Genomic DNA, 18,633 nt, shown 5'->3' on the forward strand with positions numbered 1-18,633 from the left:
TGCTATCGCAATCAAAAAAAAACGCGCCGACTGGCGCGTTTTTTTTTAGTCACTAAGGCCCACAGCCTGATCACTCGTAACCAAATGGGTTATCGATTGAGTGAGCGGGCGCGGTAAACCAAACGGGGCCGTTTTCGGTCATATAGAAGTGATCTTCATGACGCACGCCAAACTCTCCCGGTACACACAACATAGGCTCATTACTAAAACACATGCCAGGTGCCAGTGGCGTCTTATCGTTAAGCACCAAATAGGGCCATTCGTGGATATCTAAACCAATACCGTGACCTGTGCGATGAGGTAAACCCGGAACATCGTATCCTGGACCAAAGCCAGCCGCCTCTAGCACATCGCGCGCCGCTCTATCGACACTGGCACAGGTAGCACCTACTTTTGCCGCTTCAAATGCCGCAATTTGGGCATCTTGCTCTAGTTGCCACAACTGACGCTGACGCTCACTTGGACGACCAAAGACATAAGTACGGGTAATGTCTGAGTTATACCCATGAAGCTGACAGCCGGTATCAATCAACACGGTATCATTGAGTTCTAACGCCTTAGGCGACTTCACACCATGAGGGTAAGCACTGTCTTCACCAAATAGCACAATACAGAAATAGGACCCAGCAGGAATCCCCACCGCTTTGTGCGCCTGATTAATAAAGTCTTCCACTTCAGCAACCGAGATCCCAACGTGTAGAATGCGCGCCGCCGCTTTGTGCACCTCAAGGGTCATATCTTTAGCCCGCTGCAGCAGACTCAACTCAGTTGCCGACTTAATCATACGGCACTCAGCGGTCACGCTTTTTGCATTCACATATTCAAAACTTGGCGCGGCTTGACGTACGCCATCAAAAATAAAGAAAGCTGCTGATTCATCGATGCCCACTTTCCCGTTGTCGATGCCCATCTTGCTAAGCACTTGACCAAACAACTGGTAAGGGCTCTCATCTTCATGCCAAGTATTGACCTTGCCATCAATCACCATAAAACCTTTAAGGGTGTCGACTTCAAAGGCAGGCGCAATATATTCCACGGCACCGTTTGCAGGAATAATGGCGCCAACCATACGTTCACTGGCATACCAGCGTGTGCCAGTAAAGTAATAGAGATTAGTGCCTGCATTAATGTAAATAGCCGCTAACCCTTGATCACGCATAAGCTGCTGCGCTTTTTCGACACGGGCAGAAAACTCATCTTTACTGATGCCGACAACGCCCTCAGTCATATCGCTAAGCTTTGCTAGCTCTTGTGCTGGCGTTGAGCCACCAATACCAAATGCACCACTGCTCATCTCTGTCATAACACACCTTTATAATTTGCGCAGCAAAGGCCAACATTAGGCCACATTGCCGCGGGAGTTCAAGATTGTAGCCAGACTTTTTAGCATAAAATATACAAAAAATCAGTATAAACTTATTGGAAATTTTCTAATGAGGTAGCTGAACTCGGCTAAAAGCAGATGCGATACAAACAGGGGGTTATACCTATCAGTATAAGAAAGTGATCGACTCAGCAAGTTCTATCCCTGAGTGACCACACCTTTATACTGATTGGTATCAGTACTGAGACGAGAAAAACAGCGAAAGGGGCAAATCACCCTCAATCATAGCAAGCAACGTCTACTGCCTTAGTAACACTTGTAGTCCACGACAAACTAAGGTTTCCATATCATCGACACGAGCAATTTTCACCTCTGTCATTGGTGCAGTTAGCGCGAGTTGCTTTAAGGTATCGATGCAGCCTTTGTGGTAGTCAGGATTATTTATCATCTGCCCCGCCAACCATATACGGTTAGGATTAAACAGATTAACGGCCCAAGCCAAGCCCATGCCCAAATAGCTGCCAGCACGGTATAGATCTTGCGGCGTCTTTAATCCTCTTAATCGAATCGACTCACCGCTAGCTAACTGCTCAACGCTATATTCGCCCGCTTCAGTCATCACGCGGCAATGGCCGAGTTCGCCAGCCATTCCAGCCGCGCCCGTAAACAGCTGTCCCTTAATCGCAATCGCCATGCCGATCCCCATGCCACTGGTTAACAGCAATTCACAATCATTTTTAACATCACAGATAGCCAGCATGCCCGCATCAATATCGTTATAAATACCCACCTTTGCGGCACGGCTAATAATCTTATCGATAGATAAACCATTGAGCTTAGGTGATATTTTACAAGACACCAGCTGGTTACCTTTAACTAACCCAGGCACAGCAACACCAAGTGCGTAATCGCTAAGACCATAGTCTGATTCTAAATCAGCGATCTGCTGATTGAGGTCATCAACCGTAAAATGCTCACCCGTTGCAATCTTATACTGCTCTGTCCGCCCCTGCTGCACTATCTCAAATAGGGCTGTGGTACCGCCAATATCTATGGTTAATGATTGCATAACTTGCTCCGATGACAATCGTCCTTGCGCCGTGATAACTCGCAACTATTGAAACAAAAATATTACCACACAATAACAGTTATGATGCTATAAAAAGTCACACTAACACATTGCTTTGATTACATTTAAACCACAGATTCATGCGCGGTGGGTATGCATTGTTGCCAATCGTCCAGTTAGACGCCTCGTTTAACCGTTTTAGGCAGCGACATCCGCCCCCAAGCCATCAGACACAGCAACACAGCAATCAATGGTATACAGCTAAGTAGCATGACCTCCCACCCAAGTGCGTGCAGCACCCAACCCGCACTTAGCGAAGCCATCGCCTGCGCCCCAAAGACAAACGAGTCATTAAAAGACTGCACCTTAAAACGCTCTTGAGAACAATAATACTGCGGTAGCAAAACCGTACCAGCCACAAACAGGAAGTTCCAGCCAATCCCCAGTAACACCAAGGCTAGCCAATAATTAAGTAGCTCCCTGCCCATCAACGCAATAGCGATAGTGACACCATAAGCCAACAACCCCGCTAACATCATCTTGGATGGGCCATATTTAGCCGTTAAATAACCACTAAACAGTGATGGAAAATACATCGCAATAATATGGCTCTGAATCACCCATTTAGTGTCGGCAAGTGAGTGATGCTCCATATGATGCATATGCAGCGGCGTGGCTGTCATCACAAAGCTCATCATGGCATAACCCAAAGTCGCCGCACCAATTGCTACCCACAACATAGGTTGAGCTAAGATAAGGCCCATGCCTCGTCCATCATCTTGCGTTGTCGGATCAGGAGAAACCACGAGCCCATCCGCTTCTTGGTAGAAACTTAAGGTCACGGCGGCTAGCAAACAGACCAAGGTCAAAAACAGAAATGCCCCCACATAAGGGGTGGTGATTAACTCACTGCCCAATACCGCCAATTCTGGTCCGACAAATGCGGCCACCAAACCACCGACCAGCACTCTAGACGCTGCCTTTGCCCCATCGATTGCATCGACTGACTCCATCGCCGCAAAGCGATATTGCTGCACAATAGCGCCCGCGGCCCCTAGCATAAATCCACTGAAGCAAAACAAGATAAACCAATGAAAGTGAGTGGCGCAGGCGGCGACTAATCCTGAACAAGCCCCGAGAAATGCGCCAAAAATAAAAATCGGCTTTCGACCAAATCGACGCATAGCACGACTGACAGGGATCACTGACAGCGCCACCCCAATCACCATAGAGGCAATGGGCAGTGTCGCTAAGACTGGGCTTGGCGCAAGCTCTACACCTATCAAGCCACCGAGCAGCATCATCATCGGCGTCGCACTCATCGCAAAGGCTTGCGCAAGCGTTAATACCCAAACATTACTCGGCATCCCTTTTCTTAATCCCCGCTCCATCTGCTATCACGCCGCCTAATCAAATCGTGGTACCAAGATAAACTGATTCAATCTTCAAGGCTACAGATCCCTTGCCATGGCGCCTATCGACTGTGATATTCTATGCGCCTCTTTTGATAAAGCCCGATACCAAACCTTATTGGTAATAACAGGAGCCAGTATGACTACCTCAATCGCTAATCGCCTTGCCGCCGTGCGCGCAGAGATGCAAACCGCCAATCTAGACGCATTTATTGTTCCCCGTGCGGACGAATACTTAGGCGAGTATGTGCCAGCGCGTAACGAAAGACTGCATTGGCTTACCGATTTTACGGGCTCCGCTGGCATGGCGATTGTGTTAAAAACACGGGCCGCCATTTTTATCGATGGACGCTACACAGTCCAGGTACAGCAACAAGTCAACGGCGAGTTGTTTGAATATGAGAGCCTCACCGAGACACCGCAAATTGAGTGGTTGATTGACCAGCTCGGTGCCAATACCCGTATCGGTTATGACCCTCGTTTGCACCCGTTCAGTTGGCACACTAAAGCTGCGCAACAGCTCACGCGTGCCAACATAGAATTAGTTGCCGTGAGTGCTAATCCTATCGATCTGCACTGGGAGCAACGTCCGCCAGCATCAACAGCACAAATCACCCTCTTTAGTGAGCAGAGCGCCGGCGAATCCAGCCTTACAAAACGTCAGGCCATTGGAACCCGGATCAAAGCCGCCGGTGCAGATTGTGCGCTAATAACCGCGCTGGACTCCTGCTGCTGGCTACTGAATATTCGCGGCAGTGATGTCCCCCGACTACCCGTTGTGCTCGGTGCTGCATTGCTGCATGCCAACGGCGATATGGTGCTGTTTACCGATTTAGCTAAGATACCTGATGGCTTCGACGCCCATGTCGGCAGCGGCGTGACGGTCCGCTCCGAGGCGTCGCTTGCCGCCATATTAAGCGAACTAGAGGGCGTCAAACTACTCGCCGATCCCAATGCCTCAAACGCGTGGTTGCAACTCACCGCACAATCTCATGGTGCTCATCTGATCACAGGCCAAGACCCTGTCGCGCTGCCAAAAGCTCAGAAGAATAGCCATGAGCTAGCGGGAATGATGGCTTGTCATATTCGCGACGGTGTTGCCGTAAGCCGCTTCCTCGCATGGTTAGACAAAGAGGTTGCCGCTGGACGCCTTTATGATGAAGGCGCACTCGCTGACAAGTTAGAGAGCTTCCGCTTAGCCGACCCTATCTATAAAGAGCCCAGCTTTGACACCATCTCTGCCGCGGGCGCCAATGCGGCAATGTGTCACTACAACCACAATAATGGCACTCCAGCAATGATGCAGATGGACAGCATCTACTTAGTTGACTCCGGTGCGCAGTATTTAGATGGCACCACAGATGTCACCCGTACCATCGCCATCGGCAAGGTCACCGACGAGCAGCGAAAAATGGTCACCTTGGTGTTAAAAGGCCATATTGCACTCGATCAAGCCCGCTTCCCTAAAGGCACAACAGGCCAGCAACTCGATGGGTTTGCCCGTCAATACCTGTGGCAACATGGCTTTGATTATGATCATGGCACCGGACATGGGGTCGGCCACTTCCTTAGTGTGCATGAGGGCCCGCAACGCATCGCTAAAAACAGTAACGATGTACCGCTACTACCTGGAATGGTGGTATCCAATGAGCCGGGTTACTACCGTGCTAACGAGTTTGGCATCAGAATTGAAAACTTAGTCGCAGTACAGCATTGCCAGGCCTTGGCGGGCGCAGAGCGAGAAATCTATGAGTTTCATGCCTTAACGCTTATTCCAATCGATTCGCGCCTCATCGACAAATCACTGTTGACCACAGCAGAGATTGATTGGCTAAACGCATACCACCAGCGGGTACAGCAAACCTTGTCACCGCTGATGCAGGGAGAGGAGCTAGCGTGGTTGAACAAGGCTACCTTGGCCATTTAAGCCCACCCACCTAAAAATGGCGCCTTCGTGGCGCCATTTTTATTGCACTAAGATAATTTAGCATAGGTGCGATCGCCGCCGATCCTTTAGGATCAAACTCACTCTAATGAATGGACATTAATGCGAAAGTGCAGGTTTTAAGCAAAAATGTTTGCTATACTCCGCGGCCGCCATTTAGGCTGTAGTAGCTTGTGTTACGGATCGGGTTCCGTTGCGGCTAAGCGACATTAAGCGTTATTTTTGTAATAGGTAAATAGGATATCCCAATGAGATTTGAATCTTTTAGTTTTGCTCCCGAGATTTTGCGCGCCATCTCTGATTGCGGTTATCAAAAAATGACGCCTATTCAGCAGCAGTCGATCCCTGCTATCCGTCGTGGCCAAGATATCCTTGCTAGCGCGCAAACGGGAACGGGGAAAACCGCCGCATTCGCACTGCCTATTTTACAAAAAATGGTCGACAACCCAGTTGAAACCCAACGCTCTAACGCTCGCGCCCTTATCCTGGCCCCTACGCGTGAGTTAGCCGCGCAGGTTGCTGACAATATCCAAGAGTACAGCCGCTATCTGCCTATTTCAGTGCTAACTATCTATGGGGGTGTCAAGATGGACACTCAAGCACAGAAACTAAAAAAGGGCGCCGACATCATAGTGGCGACACCTGGTCGCCTGTTAGAGCATCTAACCGCCTGTAACCTCAACCTGTCTAACGTCGACTTTTTAGTGCTCGATGAAGCAGACCGTATGCTAGACATGGGTTTCATCGCTGATATTCAAAAAATTCTGCAAGCCGTTAATAGCAAGCGTCAAAATATGCTGTTTTCTGCGACCTTCTCATCGTCGGTCAAACAGCTTGCCAATGAGATGCTGGTTAAACCTAAGCTGATCAGCGTTGACGGCCAAAACACCACGGCAGTCACCGTGAGCCAAGTGGTTTATCCGGTTGAGCAACGTCGTAAGCGTGAACTCTTATCTGAGCTAATCGGTAAGAAAAACTGGAAACAAGTATTGGTGTTTACCGCCACCCGAGAAGCAGCCGATACGCTCGTTAAAGAGCTCAATCTCGACGGTATTCCGTCAGCCGTAGTGCACAGTGAAAAAGCCCAAGGCAATCGTCGCCGCGCCCTACGTGAGTTTAAAGAGGGTAAGGTACGCGCACTGGTTGCAACCGAAGTCGCTGCACGTGGTCTTGATATTCCTGAGCTTGAATATGTGGTCAACTATGACCTACCTTTCCTTGCCGAAGATTATGTGCACCGTATTGGCCGTACCGGTCGTGCTGGGCGTAGCGGTGTCGCCATCTCTTTAGTCAGTCGTGAAGAGGAGCGCACCTTAGCCGATATCGAAAAACTGATCGGCAATAAACTACGTCGCATCACCATTGCTGGCTACGAAGTGGGCAGCCGTGAGCTATTGATCAAGCAACTGCAGAAGCGTCGCAGTTTTGCTAAGAAGCAGCAGCGCAGTGATAATGTAGGCGCTCAAGTGGTCGCAGAGAAGAACATGACGGGTCGCCGGGTTAAAGTGAAAAACTCATCTAACGCGAAAATAAAGAAGCAAAAATAATCGACGTACGGTCATAGAATTATTTAACAATCAAATAAGGCACTTAACTGTGCCTTTTTTATGCATAACGATTATTTATTTGTCGCTGTGAAAGTAACCAAGGCGTCAGCGGGTCTGTTCTTTTTCAAGAACAATCGATCTCAATAAATAGGAATAATCAATGAAATCCCTTGTCGCTGCCCTCATGCTGCTATTGGCCCTGCCCGCCCTTGCCAAGCCACTCGCCCTGGATGAACTCTCAGTTGCGCCATTAATGAACGGGCAAACGATCCCCCCGGCATTAGTCAAAACGTTAGCAGGCAAAGTTGTCGAGTTGAACACCTTTCTCGCCGGCAAACCCAGCGTCATATTCTTTTACCGCGGTGGCTGGTGCCCGTTCTGTAATAGCCAAATGGGGCAGCTCAAAGCGATAGAACCTAAGCTGATTGAGATGGGGTTTCAGTTAATTGGTATCTCACCGGATAGCCCTGAAAAACTCAACGCCTCAATGCTCAGTCAATCCTTGCCCTACACCTTGCTCTCCGACACCGAGCTACAAGCGATGCAAGCGTTTGGTTTAGGTTACTACAGCAGTGCCCGCATCACTGAGCGCTACATGAGTAAAATGAAACTGGATAACTTACTGCGTCCCACACCAGATGGCGATATGCGCTTGGTATTACCTGTGCCAGCCATCTATATCACCGATGCCTCAGGGCTGATCCATTTTCAATATGTAAACCCTAACTACAAGGTGCGCGCCGCGCCAAAACTTATCTTAACGGCCGCCAGTTTAGTGCCGCAACCCTAGGGTTTCTTAGCGCATTTAGGATATACTCTCCGGGCAAATCGCCACCTATTCTGCTCGGAGAAACCATGACAGAGCAAACCTATAACCAAGCCATTTTGGCCCTAGCACAGGCTGGACTCGCTGCCCTTGCGCAAAGAGAAAGCAGCAGTAATGCCATTAATACCCCAGCAGCCGAAAGCCACTTCCTATGCAGCTGGATGGTGCAAGCGCTAAAAGAGCGTCGTTTCTCTAAGCTCGTCGCCGAGGATCTTAACAACTGGATCCGCGATGGACGCAGCATGGGCGCGGGAGCACAACTGCCTAACTTGCTCTCCCGTATTGAGCAGCAATATCTAGCCGCTATCGATAATAGTGATATTGGGGCCTCACTGCAGGCCATGCTCAATAGTCTCGATGAGGAGCAGTGGTTAGTGATTGTCGATTGCGAAGTCACCACTAAGCTGAAACTCGATAGCGATGGCCGCAACAGCTTAATCACCTCTGTTGAACAATATGAGCAGCACATCAGCCAAGGACAACTACTTAAACCCGTCACCCTCTATGTGCGCGGTGACGAGCAACTGCTGGCACAACTGGCGGCAGAGCATCAGTTGCTACTGAGCCCAGGAAATAAGAAAGCTAGCCTTATCAAGCATCATAAGGCTTACAAACTCTATCCCAATAATCAACAACCTAGCCTAGCGCTATTGGTTGCCTAAATCATTTCAACTTAACATAGAGCAGCGGCCCGCCATGACGACACCCAAGCACTACCAAGCGCTAAGCCAAGAGTTTCAGCGTATTTATCACTTTCAGCACCTGCAAGCGCTGGGAGATTGGGACCAAGCGACCATGATGCCCATGGGTGGCAGTCATGGACGTGCCGAAGCGATGGCAGAGCTGGCCGTGCATATTCATCAGCTGAAAACCGCGCCACTGCTGCTTGAGTTGTTAGACTGTGCTGACAGTGAGCCGCTCAGCCCGTCCCAGCGCGCTAACTTGACTGAGATGCGCTATCAAACGTTGCAAGCCAACGCCCTGCCCAGCGCCTTGGTACAGGCGAAAACTCAACTCACCTACCAGTGCGAACATGCTTGGCGCGACCAACGTAAAAATAATGACTGGCAAGGCTTTGCGCCCAACCTGACTGCGGTTATCGACTTAGTCAGAGAAGAGGCACAGATTTTAGGCGAGGCGCAAGGGCTGTCCCCTTATGATGCACTGTTAAACAAGTTTGAGCCCGGCACCCAAGCTTGCCAAATTGAGCAGGTATTTAATGAGGTCAAAACTTGGCTGCCAGATCTCATCAAGCAGGTGCAGCAACACCAAGCTAGCCGACCTCACCTTACCATCCCTGCCAGCTCGATTGATAAGCAACAAGCACTGAGTCTAGACGTCATGTCTCTGCTCGGCTTTGACTTTAATCAAGGCAGGCTCGATGTCAGCAGCCACCCTTTCTCTGGCGGCGTGCCTGGCGATCAGCGCATCACCACCCGCTATGAGGAGCAAGACTTTCTCAGCGCACTCTTTAGCACTATCCACGAAACGGGTCATGCCCGTTATGAGCAAGGCTTACCGCTCGAGTGGCGCGGCCAACCAGCAGGTCAAGCGCGTTCAATGGCGATACATGAAAGCCAAAGCCTGTTCTTTGAAATGCAACTGGCAAGAGGTAAAGGCCTGCTGTCGCCACTCACCGCCAAGGTCAATCAACACCTAGGGACTCAGTTTACTGCAACCCAACTTGAGCACCTCACCACACAAGTCACGCCCGGTTTAATCCGCGTTGACGCCGATGAGGTCACCTACCCGTGCCATATTATGCTGCGTTTTGATGCTGAAAAAGCCCTGATCGATGGCAGTTTATCTGTCGCCGACCTGCCAGATTTTTGGGACAACGCCATGCAATCTCTACTGGGATTATCCACTAAAGATAACGACCGCAACGGCTGTATGCAGGATATTCACTGGCCCGTGGGTGAATTAGGTTATTTCCCCAGCTATACCTTGGGCGCCATGTATGCTGCACAGCTCAGAGGTGCCATTGAAGCGCAACTAGGCAATATCGACCAACTTGTGAGTGACGGTAAACTTAATCGCGTTTTTGAGTGGTTACAACACAATATCTGGAGCAAAGGCTCACTATTGACCACCAATGAACTCATTACTGCCGCAACGGGCGAATCTCTCAATCCGCAGCACTTTAAGCGTCACCTCTTCAATCGTTATTTATAGCCCTAAACCACAAACAAAAAAGCACCCGAATGGGTGCTTTTTTCAATGATTGACGCGAAGTAGCTTGACCTTAGGCGTCAGCCTCACTGGTGCCCTGACCATTGAGCCCTTTGGTCGCCGCCTTAGCAACATCACTCACAGCAAAGTTACCGTCAGCCAACAGATGATTACCGCTTAACAGATCGTTTAAACCGCCTTTTTCTGCATCCACTAAGCCAAGCTCTTTAAGCATGGCATCCACCAATGGTGCGTTGGCTCGATAGTTAAGCGCGGCGCTCGTTACCTGCTCGGCCATGCCACCTTGGGCAGTCGTTCCTTCACCTGTCGCTAAGGTGTTACCGCCAGTGCCATATCCTTGAAGAATCTTAATGCCTTCGATATTTTCAAGCGGCTTAACCAATTGCTCAATAATCTGCGGCAGTGCTTTAAGCATGGCTAAGGCTTTTTGTAGCTCTATCTGCTCTATGCTCAATACGTTTTCCGCCTCATGTAAGGCTTGCTTACCTTTAGCATCTACTTCATAGACTTTCTCATTAGCCTGCGCCTGCAATATTTTGGCATCGGCACTGGCTTTGGCTTCGGTTAAAATGGCGCTGGCTCTATCTTCAGCCGCACGCTTCTCCGCTTCCGCTTCAACTGTCACGCCCACAGCATCACGTTCTGCCTCTTTACGCGCATCGATCACTTCAATCTCTTTACGACGATTCGCTTCGGCCACTTGACGAGCCGTGATAACCGCTTCTTCTTTTTCAACTTTAAGCTTTTCGGCTCCGGCAGCTTTAGCGCGCGCGGCCGACTCCTCTTCTGACTTCTCGGCGACCGCAATTTGCTTCTCTTGCTCGGCAACTTCAATATCTCGCTGCTGCTGAATACGTGATTGCTCAATGGCTTTACGCTTCTCAATTTCGCGGGTTTCGATATCTTTGGTTTTTTCAATTTCGGCGGTTTCAACCGCACGTTCCCGCGCAATTTCAGCTTCGCGTTCTTCGCGTGTCTTCTGTTCTTGCTGTTTGAGGATCTCGGCTTTTTGCTCGGCACGTTTGAAATCAAGCACCTGTTGCTGAGCCAAGCGAGCTTCTTGTTCTGCTTTCTCGATCTCTAGCGACTCTTTTTCCGCCTCAAGATTACGTTGCTCAATCTTAATCCGGTTGTCTTGTTCTATGTCGTTAGTTTCTTTACGTTTCTCTTCGATGATTTTAGCTAGGCGGGCGCGACCCTCAGCATCAAAAGCGTTATTTTCATTGAAAAACTGCAGGTCTGTTTGGTCAAAACCGGTCAAGGAGACAGACTCGAGTTCTAAACCATTCTTTTCTAAATCATTGGCGACGTTATTTTGCACTCGCTGCACAAAGTCAGAGCGCTGTTCATGCATCTCTGTCATGGTCATCTCAGCAGCAACGGCACGTAACACGTCGACAAACTTAGATTCCATCAGCTTTTTCACCTCTTCGACGCGCGTGGTTCGCGTACCTAAGGTTTGCGCTGCCATCGAGATCCCTTCGATACTCGGTGCCACACGCAAATAGAAATCGGCACGCACATCGACACGCATACGATCTTTGGTGATCAAAGCATCCTTTTGCATCTTCTCAACTTCAATACGCAAAGTATTCATGTTGACGGCAATCGTTTCATGCAACACAGGCAAGACGATTGCGCCACCATCTTTGATGATCTTCTCGCCACCAAAGCCGGTTCTAACAAAGGCAGTTTCTTTCGAGGCTCGGCGATAGAGTTTGGCAAAAATCAAACCGATCACCAGCAAACCAAGCAGCACGGCCCCTGCAATAATGAAGACAAAACCGCCACTTAGCGATGAACCTATTCCTTGAATTTCATCCATAATTGTTCCTTAAAAAAGCTATTATTGTTAAATCAAAAATGACGCTACTCACCACTGAGATAGCGTCTACTGCATCTATTGGTTATTGAGTCAGTTGGTTACTGAGTCAGTTGTGCTGCGGACCAGACTTTGCCGATACGATTAAGCAGCACCACTTGCGTCCCTTTAGGGAATGTCTCGTTGGCCCCTTCTGGTTCCACAAGTACATAGTGTTTTTGCTGATAGTTATCGATAATCACCGCCTCGCTAGGGAGTCCTTGGCGCGCACAACCTAAGGTGATCACGCCAACTGAGCCAATGAGCGCATCCACTGACACTGCTGACGATTCATTTTTGGGAAGTAATTTGGCAAGACCGTGGCCCAGAGTACGGCAAGAGACAGCCGATAATAGTAGTGCTAACGTCACGCTTATTAACATAGGCACAGTCATGCCTAACATTAAGCCGATATAATTGACGCTTAAGCCCGCCACAGCGAAGCTGGTTAAGAGTAATACTAGCCAGATGAGTAAGGGCAAACGATCTAAACATAGCCAGCCCACCACGCCTGTAACCCCGGAGGCGGAATCTAAGTCTGCGTCATAATCTATCGGGGATAAGTCATCGAGTAAGCCTAATAAACTCAGGCCAATCAGCATCGATAGTGCCTCTACCGCGCCCAATAACGCCACAAAGGCGATGGCAACTGTAAAAGGCACATTAGTAGAAAGGAGTAAAAAATCCATCGTATCTCTCTCCATGAGAAGTCGATATAGCCAAAAAATTCACCGTTCGGTGGCAGGATTTGGCCCAATAGGCTGCAGAATAACAGACTGAATATCATAGTTAAACTATATTAGTTCACAATCAAAGTTGGCCGCATATTTGATTCGCCCAAGCCGCTATGAGAGTATCCCTCACAGCGCTCACCTCACTAACCACAGCGAAACCCAAGAAGATGATAATTCGTTCGATACAAGACAATGATTGGCGGGCAATATTGGCCATTCAAGATGAATGCTATCCCACTATTGAACCAGAATCTCTTGCGGTACTGAAAAGTAAAGCTGAGCTGTCGCCGCAATCATGCTTTGTCGTCGTCGACGATAATACTGTCCTTGGTTATTGTTTGGCACACCCTTGGCTATTGGGCCGCCCACCCGCGTTAGCACAACAGCTGACACCGCCCACCAATGCCGATACCCTCTATCTGCACGATATTGCACTGTCGTCGGCATCGCGGGGAAAAGGCGCTGGCGAGCAAGTCTTTAGCCAACTGCTTATCCAAGCCAAACTGATGCAGTTTACCAGCCTCTCTTTGGTCGCCGTGCAAGGCGCAAGCAGTTATTGGCAACGTCTTGGGTTTAAATCGCGTATAATCGACAAATCCCTCGATAGTTATACTCATGATGCCTGTTACATGGTGTACCAGATTACCGAGTAAACTAGAATTTAGTCATTCATTATTAAACAGTTAAGAGATAAATATGGCCCGTAGAGTCGGTTATACCTTTAAAAAGCAGTACAAAGAGATCAACTTTGTCTATGACAAATACAACGATATGTATGAAGCCGTAGCGGCCGCAGAGGGGGTAGACTTAACCCGCTATCATGCAATGGAAGCACAGGTTGCCATGACCTCAAAAGGCTCTCAAGCCGTTAAAGATTATCGCCTCAAAGAGTTTGAGCGTTTCGGTTTTACCAAGATTCATTTTATTAGAGATGAAACCCCAGAGTAACTTGGCTAAAATAGCGCGTTAATCGCCCTCCCTTAACCACATGATTTAGGAACCTCCATGTCCAACTTTGAACATGCTAACTTCCCTAGAGCAGGCTTTTTTCGCCGTTTTGGCGCCATCGTCTACGACCTACTGTTAGCGGTAGCCGTTTACATGATAGCGGGTGCCATCGGCTTTGGTATTTTCACTGCACTCACCTCAACAGGCATGATTGCGATGCACGGACATGAACACGTCTCCGATCTGCTTAACGACGTTGCCCTATATAAAGGGATCTACCAGTTTTGGATTGCGGCCTGTGTTGGACTCTTCTACGTGATGTTTTGGAGTTATGGTGGACAGACCCTTGGTATGCGCGCATGGCGTTTGAAAATTCAACACCCTAATGGCCAAAGCTTAAGCATCATTACCGCAGCCGCGCGCCTTGTTTGGTCATTGCTAGGTATCGGTAATCTGTGGATATTAATCAATGGCGATAAACTGGCACTGCAAGATATGATGACCCGCTCAGAAGTGGTGGTGTTGTCTAAAGAAGCCAACCAGATGCGTAATTGGCGCGGCGTATAATTCGCCTCCAATACTGGCAAACACCAACAAAAAAGGACCATTGAATGGTCCTTTTTTTAATTCTAGATTCTAGGTGCTAGGTGCTAGCAACCTGTTTAGATGCCCTAAAGCCTCACACCTATCAGCTCACCCTCTACTTGCGTATGTAGTATATCGCCGCACCGCTGAAGATAATGGGGGGCATGATGGCTCCAAACACGGCCGGTAGCCCATACACCAAGGTCATAGGACCGAAGATCTCGTTGCAGATATAGAAGCTGAAGCCCGCAACAACGCCCAGTAATACCCGAGCGCCCATGGTGACAGTTCGCAGCGGGCCAAACACAAATGACAAGGCCACTAACATCATAACTGCCACTGTCACGGGCTGCATAATCTTACGCCACAGCGCAAGCTCGTAACGACCAGAATCTTGATTGTTCACCTTAAGGTACTCTAAGTAGTCAACCAAGCCCTCAATCGACAAGGCTTCGGGCTTAACCGACACCACACTGAGCTTATCTGGCGTTAACGTTGACTCCCAGCGGAACAGGGTTAAATCCGTCAATGTCACCCGCTGCGCTTCAATCTTGGTCTGTCTAACATCGAGTAAGCGCCAATGATCTTTGGCATAGACACCACGTTTTGCTTCAACAGTCCCGATTAACTTTAAATCAGCGTCAAACTCATACAGGGTGACATTATTGAGGCTATTGATATCCACCACTTCGCCAATATTGACAAACAGATCGCCATCTTTAGCCCAAATACCACGGCTTGACTTAAACAGACTACCACCAGACAGTTTCACCGCTTGTAACTCTTTGGCATGACGTTCGGCAACTGGGGCGCCCCACTCGCCTAACGCCATGACGATTAACATCAAGGGCACAGCGGTTTTCATGGCAGACAGAGTAATTTGCAAGCGAGATAAACCGGAGGACTGCATCACCACCAGTTCAGAATTAGAGGCCAACATGCCCATACCAATCAAGGCACCTAGCAGCACAGCCATGGGGAAAAACATCTCAATATCACGCGGAATAAGAAACAGCACATAGATCCCCGCATCCACCATACTATAGGTGCCGCGGCCAACTAAGCGTAGTTGATCCACCCATTTGATGATGCCCGACAATCCGGTCAGCACCAGTAAGCAAAGCGCTGAGGTGCTAACCAAAACTCTAGCAATATAGAAATCTAAAATTCTCATGCCGCTACCTTCTTACGCTTAAAAAAGCCGGTCAGTTTAGCGCCTGCGGGGCGCTCTTTACCGAGCAGCAGTATGCCTAAGAATAGAGCGGAGAGATGGATCCACCACATGCCTAAGTATGCGGGTATCACCTCATCTTCGAGGGCTTTACGCCCTGCAATCATCAAACCGAAATAACCTAGATAGAGTAAAATTGCTGGGAACATTTTAGCAAACTTACCTTGGCGCACATTGACTCTGGCCATCGGCACCGCAATCAAGGTCATGAAAGGTATTGCTAACGGGATAGCCAAACGCCAATGAAACTCTGCAACAGCCCCAGGGCCTTCCGTGTCCATCAGCTGGTCAATTGGCAGCGCGGACAATTTACGGCGACGCTCATCGACCTCCTGCTCTTTAATCTCCATCTGGTAGCCTGCAAACTCCACCACTTGATAGTCCAATTGATTAGGCGTGCTTTGGTACTGGGTTCCCTCGTTAAGTTGCAAACGCTGAGCACCGGTATCATCTTCAACCACACTGCCCCCTTTCGCCACAACGATGTTGGCCTGTCCGGCATCATCGTCAGGGTCAGGCAGCTGGGCCACAAACACTTTATCTAATTGATTGTCACGACCAATGCGCTCAACAAAGAGTACCGCACGTCCATTGGGGCTGGTTTGGAATCGACCTTGGGTTAATGCAGCGATCCCCGCCTCTGATTGTGCATTTTCAAGCACACGATTTTGCGTCTCCTCCGCCCAGGGAGTGACGTATATCGACAAGAAGCCAGTAAAGATCATGTTAGCGATCGCGATCAGCAGGGTGACGCGCGTGATATACCACTCGCTAACGCCCACGCCATGCAGCACCACCATCTCACTTTCTGCATACATGCGGCCATGAGCCACCAAAATGCCGAGAAAAAGACTGAGCGGTACCACTAACACAGCCAGATAGGGCAAATTAAGCCCCAGCAGTGTCATCACAAGAGAAGCGGGAAACTCACCGTCTGATGCGTCAGCGAGCACACGAACAAAATGTTGGCTAATAAAAATAGCTAAAAGTACTAAAAGCACCGCCATTTGCGCTTTTAAAACTTCTCGAATCAAGTATCTAAATACAATCACAGGCAGGATCCAGTCCCTAAACTTATATTTATGCTGGTGTCAGCCTACTTTTCATGTAGACTGTCTACTTTTGGTAGTTTTGTGACCAGCCATTAACTAAAAATGGTAGAAAAACACCTGAAAAATTAACATTGGTGTACCAATTTTTAGGTCCGTTTTGGACACAAGCAGACATTATCTAATAAATAATAAAATTTGTCTTTAAGAATCTAGGAGAGCTCATGGAGTTTAGCGTTAAGAGCGGCAGTCCGGAAAAGCAACGTTCGGCCTGTATTGTCGTTGGTGTCTATGAACCTAGACGCCTCTCTGGTATTGCTGAGCAACTGGATAAAATCAGTGACGGCTACATTAGCAACCTACTTCGCCGCGGCGACTTAGAAGGAAAACCGGGTCAGATGTTGCTTTTGCATCATGTACCAAACGTCCTTAGTGAACGCGTCCTGCTTGTAGGTTGTGGAAAAGAGCGCGAGCTAGACGAGCGCCAATACAAGCAAATCATTACTAAAACCATCAACACTTTGAATGAAACCGGTTCTATGGAAGCGGTATGCTTCTTAACTGAGTTACATGTCAAAGGACGCGATACCTACTGGAAAGTACGTGAAGCGGTCGAATCCACACAAAACAGTCTTTACAGCTTTGATGCATTAAAGACCCGCAAAGGCGAAACTCGTCGCCCATTGCGCAAGTTGGTGTTTAACGTACCGACACGTCGCGAGCTAACGGTTGGCGAACGTGCGATTGAGCATGGCATGGCCGTCTCTTCAGGTATGCACCTATGTCGTGACGTGGCTAACATGCCACCAAACATCTGTAATCCAGCCTATTTGGCGTCACAGGCACGCCAAATCGCCGAGACTCATGAGACCCTAACGGTATCAACGGTTGGCGAAGAGCAGATGGCTAAGTTAGGCATGAACTCCTACCTTGCTGTGGGCCGTGGCAGTGACAACGAATCCATCATGACAGTGATGGAGTACAAGGGCGCAGTCGACAGCACTGAAAAGCCGATTGTATTAGTGGGTAAAGGCCTTACTTTTGACTCAGGTGGTATCTCACTTAAGCCAGGCGAAGGCATGGATGAGATGAAGTACGACATGGGTGGTGCGGCAGGTGTTATCGGTGCCATGAAAGCACTGTGTGAGCTTAAGCTGCCTATCAACGTAGTGGGTATTCTTGCTGGTTGTGAAAACATGCCGTCAAGCAATGCGTACCGTCCAGGTGACATCTTAACCACGATGTCGGGTCAAACTGTTGAAGTATTGAATACCGATGCAGAGGGCCGTTTGGTACTGTGTGACGTGTTGACCTATGTTGAGCGTTTCGACCCTGAACTGGTCGTCGATACCGCAACATTGACTGGCGCTTGTGTTATTGCCCTAGGCAAACATGCATCAGGCTTGTTCTCATCACACAATCCATTGGCTCATGAGCTGCTTAATGCCGGTGAGCAAAGTGGTGACCGCGCATGGCGTTTGCCATTATGGGATGAGTATCAAGAGCACCTTGAAAGCCCATTTGCCGACATGACTAACCTAGGTGGCCGCCCAGCAGGCGCGATCACAGCGGCATGCTTCCTGTCACGCTTTACCAAGAAGTACAACTGGGCCCATATTGATGTGGCCGGTAGTGCATGGAACAGCGGTGCCAACAAAGGCTCTACGGGTCGCCCTGTACCTTTGTTAACTCAGTTCCTGATCAACCGTGCAGGCGTTGAGCAAGGCGAATAATCGATAGCGTTCGAAATAAAGAAAGGTGAAACAGTAATGTTTCACCTTTTTTATTGCGTAACCAATAAGGCCAATCAGCATAAACCTGAGCACCGCTGGCGATAACGCTGGGCTATCAGCCTCAAAATCAAAGTTTAACAAATTGTAACCTTTGAATATTTAAATAAAACAACATA

At 48.9% G+C, this 18,633-nt stretch carries 16 protein-coding genes; 9 read left to right on the forward strand and 7 right to left on the reverse strand.

Annotation, left to right across the window (positions count from 1 at the left end):
- Positions 1-70: 70 nt before the first annotated feature.
- From L876_RS0102320 to L876_RS0102330, 3 genes are all read right to left on the reverse strand, one after another.
- Positions 71-1,303, reverse strand: coding sequence for a M24 family metallopeptidase (locus L876_RS0102320; RefSeq protein WP_373316134.1), 1,233 nt, complete (start codon positions 1,301-1,303; stop codon positions 71-73).
- Positions 1,304-1,622: 319 nt separating this feature from the next.
- Positions 1,623-2,393, reverse strand: coding sequence for an ROK family protein (locus tag L876_RS0102325; RefSeq protein ID WP_028762317.1), 771 nt, complete (start codon positions 2,391-2,393; stop codon positions 1,623-1,625).
- A 176-nt stretch (positions 2,394-2,569) separates the two neighbouring features.
- Positions 2,570-3,760 (reverse strand): MFS transporter, encoded by a 1,191-nt coding sequence (locus tag L876_RS0102330; protein WP_028762318.1) that lies wholly within the window; start codon positions 3,758-3,760, stop codon positions 2,570-2,572.
- Positions 3,761-3,944: 184 nt separating this feature from the next.
- Here L876_RS0102330 and L876_RS0102335 point away from each other — a divergent pair, with 184 nt between their 5' ends.
- The 5 genes from L876_RS0102335 to L876_RS0102355 all read left to right on the forward strand — a co-directional run bounded on the left by L876_RS0102335 (position 3,945) and on the right by L876_RS0102355 (position 10,298).
- The gene (locus tag L876_RS0102335; RefSeq protein WP_028762319.1) at positions 3,945-5,732 is read left to right on the forward strand and encodes an aminopeptidase P family protein; all 1,788 of its coding nucleotides are present in this window, start codon (positions 3,945-3,947) and stop codon (positions 5,730-5,732) included.
- Between the two features lie 266 nt (positions 5,733-5,998).
- Positions 5,999-7,297 (forward strand): DEAD/DEAH box helicase, encoded by a 1,299-nt coding sequence (locus tag L876_RS0102340; RefSeq protein WP_028762320.1) that lies wholly within the window; start codon positions 5,999-6,001, stop codon positions 7,295-7,297.
- Positions 7,298-7,457: 160 nt separating this feature from the next.
- Entirely contained in the window at positions 7,458-8,087 is a 630-nt protein-coding gene (locus L876_RS0102345) for a peroxiredoxin-like family protein (RefSeq protein WP_028762321.1), read from the forward strand.
- A 65-nt stretch (positions 8,088-8,152) separates the two neighbouring features.
- Positions 8,153-8,785, forward strand: coding sequence for a DUF2913 family protein (locus tag L876_RS0102350; protein ID WP_028762322.1), 633 nt, complete (start codon positions 8,153-8,155; stop codon positions 8,783-8,785).
- A 34-nt stretch (positions 8,786-8,819) separates the two neighbouring features.
- Positions 8,820-10,298, forward strand: coding sequence for a carboxypeptidase M32 (locus L876_RS0102355; protein ID WP_028762323.1), 1,479 nt, complete (start codon positions 8,820-8,822; stop codon positions 10,296-10,298).
- Positions 10,299-10,368: 70 nt separating this feature from the next.
- Here L876_RS0102355 and L876_RS0102360 read toward each other — a convergent pair whose 3' ends face one another.
- Both L876_RS0102360 and L876_RS0102365 read right to left on the reverse strand, forming a co-directional pair.
- A complete protein-coding gene (locus L876_RS0102360; protein ID WP_028762324.1) occupies positions 10,369-12,141 on the reverse strand; it encodes a flotillin family protein in 1,773 nt (590 codons plus the stop codon).
- A 98-nt stretch (positions 12,142-12,239) separates the two neighbouring features.
- Positions 12,240-12,866: an OB-fold-containig protein gene (locus L876_RS0102365; protein WP_028762325.1), complete on the reverse strand. Its 627-nt coding sequence runs from the start codon at positions 12,864-12,866 to the stop codon at positions 12,240-12,242.
- A 212-nt stretch (positions 12,867-13,078) separates the two neighbouring features.
- Between L876_RS0102365 and L876_RS0102370 the strand changes: the two genes are divergently transcribed.
- Genes L876_RS0102370 through L876_RS0102380 form a run of 3 tightly spaced genes read left to right on the forward strand, consistent with a single transcriptional unit; the run spans position 13,079 to position 14,426 of the window.
- The gene (locus tag L876_RS0102370) at positions 13,079-13,564 is read left to right on the forward strand and encodes a GNAT family N-acetyltransferase (protein WP_028762326.1); all 486 of its coding nucleotides are present in this window, start codon (positions 13,079-13,081) and stop codon (positions 13,562-13,564) included.
- Between the two features lie 43 nt (positions 13,565-13,607).
- Positions 13,608-13,859: a DUF2960 domain-containing protein gene (locus L876_RS0102375; RefSeq protein ID WP_028762327.1), complete on the forward strand. Its 252-nt coding sequence runs from the start codon at positions 13,608-13,610 to the stop codon at positions 13,857-13,859.
- A gap of 57 nt (positions 13,860-13,916) precedes the next feature.
- Entirely contained in the window at positions 13,917-14,426 is a 510-nt protein-coding gene (locus L876_RS0102380; RefSeq protein ID WP_028762328.1) for an RDD family protein, read from the forward strand.
- A gap of 133 nt (positions 14,427-14,559) precedes the next feature.
- On the opposite strand, the gene lptG is transcribed toward L876_RS0102380, so the two are convergent.
- Both lptG and lptF read right to left on the reverse strand, forming a co-directional pair.
- Entirely contained in the window at positions 14,560-15,618 is a 1,059-nt protein-coding gene (lptG, locus tag L876_RS0102385) for an LPS export ABC transporter permease LptG (RefSeq protein WP_028762329.1), read from the reverse strand.
- Positions 15,615-16,727 carry an LPS export ABC transporter permease LptF gene (lptF, locus tag L876_RS0102390; protein ID WP_028762330.1) on the reverse strand — a complete coding sequence of 371 codons (1,113 nt, stop codon included), beginning with the start codon at positions 16,725-16,727 and terminating at the stop codon, positions 15,615-15,617. The genes lptG and lptF overlap by 4 nt, the downstream gene beginning before the upstream one ends.
- 221 nt (positions 16,728-16,948) lie before the next feature.
- On the opposite strand from lptF, the gene pepA reads away from it, so the two are divergent.
- Positions 16,949-18,457: a leucyl aminopeptidase gene (gene pepA, locus L876_RS0102395; RefSeq protein ID WP_028762331.1), complete on the forward strand. Its 1,509-nt coding sequence runs from the start codon at positions 16,949-16,951 to the stop codon at positions 18,455-18,457.
- Positions 18,458-18,633: the final 176 nt, after the last annotated feature.

Source organism: Shewanella colwelliana ATCC 39565 (assembly GCF_000518705.1).
In the GTDB taxonomy this organism is placed as follows: Bacteria; Pseudomonadota; Gammaproteobacteria; order Enterobacterales; family Shewanellaceae; genus Shewanella; species Shewanella colwelliana.

Coding starts and splice junctions, on each gene's coding strand:
- L876_RS0102320 (WP_373316134.1), bottom strand. CDS start 1,303: ATGACAGAGATGAGCAGTGGTGCATTTGGTATTGGTGGCTCAACGCCA.
- L876_RS0102325 (WP_028762317.1), bottom strand. CDS start 2,393: ATGCAATCATTAACCATAGATATTGGCGGTACCACAGCCCTATTTGAG.
- L876_RS0102330 (WP_028762318.1), bottom strand. CDS start 3,760: ATGCCGAGTAATGTTTGGGTATTAACGCTTGCGCAAGCCTTTGCGATG.
- L876_RS0102335 (WP_028762319.1), top strand. CDS start 3,945: ATGACTACCTCAATCGCTAATCGCCTTGCCGCCGTGCGCGCAGAGATG.
- L876_RS0102340 (WP_028762320.1), top strand. CDS start 5,999: ATGAGATTTGAATCTTTTAGTTTTGCTCCCGAGATTTTGCGCGCCATC.
- L876_RS0102345 (WP_028762321.1), top strand. CDS start 7,458: ATGAAATCCCTTGTCGCTGCCCTCATGCTGCTATTGGCCCTGCCCGCC.
- L876_RS0102350 (WP_028762322.1), top strand. CDS start 8,153: ATGACAGAGCAAACCTATAACCAAGCCATTTTGGCCCTAGCACAGGCT.
- L876_RS0102355 (WP_028762323.1), top strand. CDS start 8,820: ATGACGACACCCAAGCACTACCAAGCGCTAAGCCAAGAGTTTCAGCGT.
- L876_RS0102360 (WP_028762324.1), bottom strand. CDS start 12,141: ATGGATGAAATTCAAGGAATAGGTTCATCGCTAAGTGGCGGTTTTGTC.
- L876_RS0102365 (WP_028762325.1), bottom strand. CDS start 12,866: ATGGATTTTTTACTCCTTTCTACTAATGTGCCTTTTACAGTTGCCATC.
- L876_RS0102370 (WP_028762326.1), top strand. CDS start 13,079: ATGATAATTCGTTCGATACAAGACAATGATTGGCGGGCAATATTGGCC.
- L876_RS0102375 (WP_028762327.1), top strand. CDS start 13,608: ATGGCCCGTAGAGTCGGTTATACCTTTAAAAAGCAGTACAAAGAGATC.
- L876_RS0102380 (WP_028762328.1), top strand. CDS start 13,917: ATGTCCAACTTTGAACATGCTAACTTCCCTAGAGCAGGCTTTTTTCGC.
- lptG (WP_028762329.1), bottom strand. CDS start 15,618: ATGAGAATTTTAGATTTCTATATTGCTAGAGTTTTGGTTAGCACCTCA.
- pepA (WP_028762331.1), top strand. CDS start 16,949: ATGGAGTTTAGCGTTAAGAGCGGCAGTCCGGAAAAGCAACGTTCGGCC.